The sequence below is a fragment of the Desulfoplanes formicivorans genome (genome assembly GCF_001748225.1).
GTDB classification, from domain to species: Bacteria; Desulfobacterota; Desulfovibrionia; order Desulfovibrionales; family Desulfomicrobiaceae; genus Desulfoplanes; species Desulfoplanes formicivorans.
Window position 1 is genome coordinate 1 of the sequence record NZ_BDFE01000014.1, and the last position, 634, is coordinate 634.

Annotated in this window: 1 protein-coding gene; it reads left to right on the plus strand. The window is 45.6% G+C overall.

Going from position 1 to position 634, the window contains the following annotated elements; translation table 11 throughout:
* Nucleotides 1-335 (plus strand): transposase (locus DPF_RS04910; RefSeq protein ID WP_141721061.1); only part of this gene is annotated, 335 nt, incomplete at its 5' end.
* Between the last annotated feature and the right edge of the window lie 299 nt (nucleotides 336-634).

Here is a 634-nt window from a genome sequence, read left to right on the forward strand (position 1 = left end):
CCTACCGCGTCAAAGAACTGTTACGCTGGATTCGTCGGGCCGAATCAAGGCAGGCTGCCAAGTGGCGCATTACCCATTTTCTCAAGCATGCAACTGAGTATACCGCTGATTGTCCACTTCTGGAGCCAGTAAGAAATGCCTTGGCCAGTTTTGAGAGGCACATGCCACGCATCCTCCATCGCTGGCATTCCCTGCACACCAATGCAAGGCTCGAAGGCTTCAACGGCCTGTTCCAAGCGGCAAGGGCCAGAGCCCGAGGTTACCGAAACGTGGAGAACTTTATCACCATGGTCTACCTGATTGCGGCTCCGATTCAGATCCTGGTTGCTACATGAATTCCACACAAAACGTCGAAGAACCTATTAGTTTGAACTGTCTCCAAAATTTTGTTGAGGATATTTGCCGGTACTAGTTTGATTTTATGAAGATTTTCTACGATTGTGCCGAGGATTCTGCCGAGTGCTTCGATCAGTGTGCAGTCTGCAGCTTCTTCGCAGAAATGATGGAACAAGATGCCCAGAGTTCTTGGGTCATCTGTCCGATTTGACTGCAAAAACTCTCTACAATAACGAAAAATTACTACCTATACTATTTACAAAATATACAAAATTTAGTATATATTATCGAAATTAAA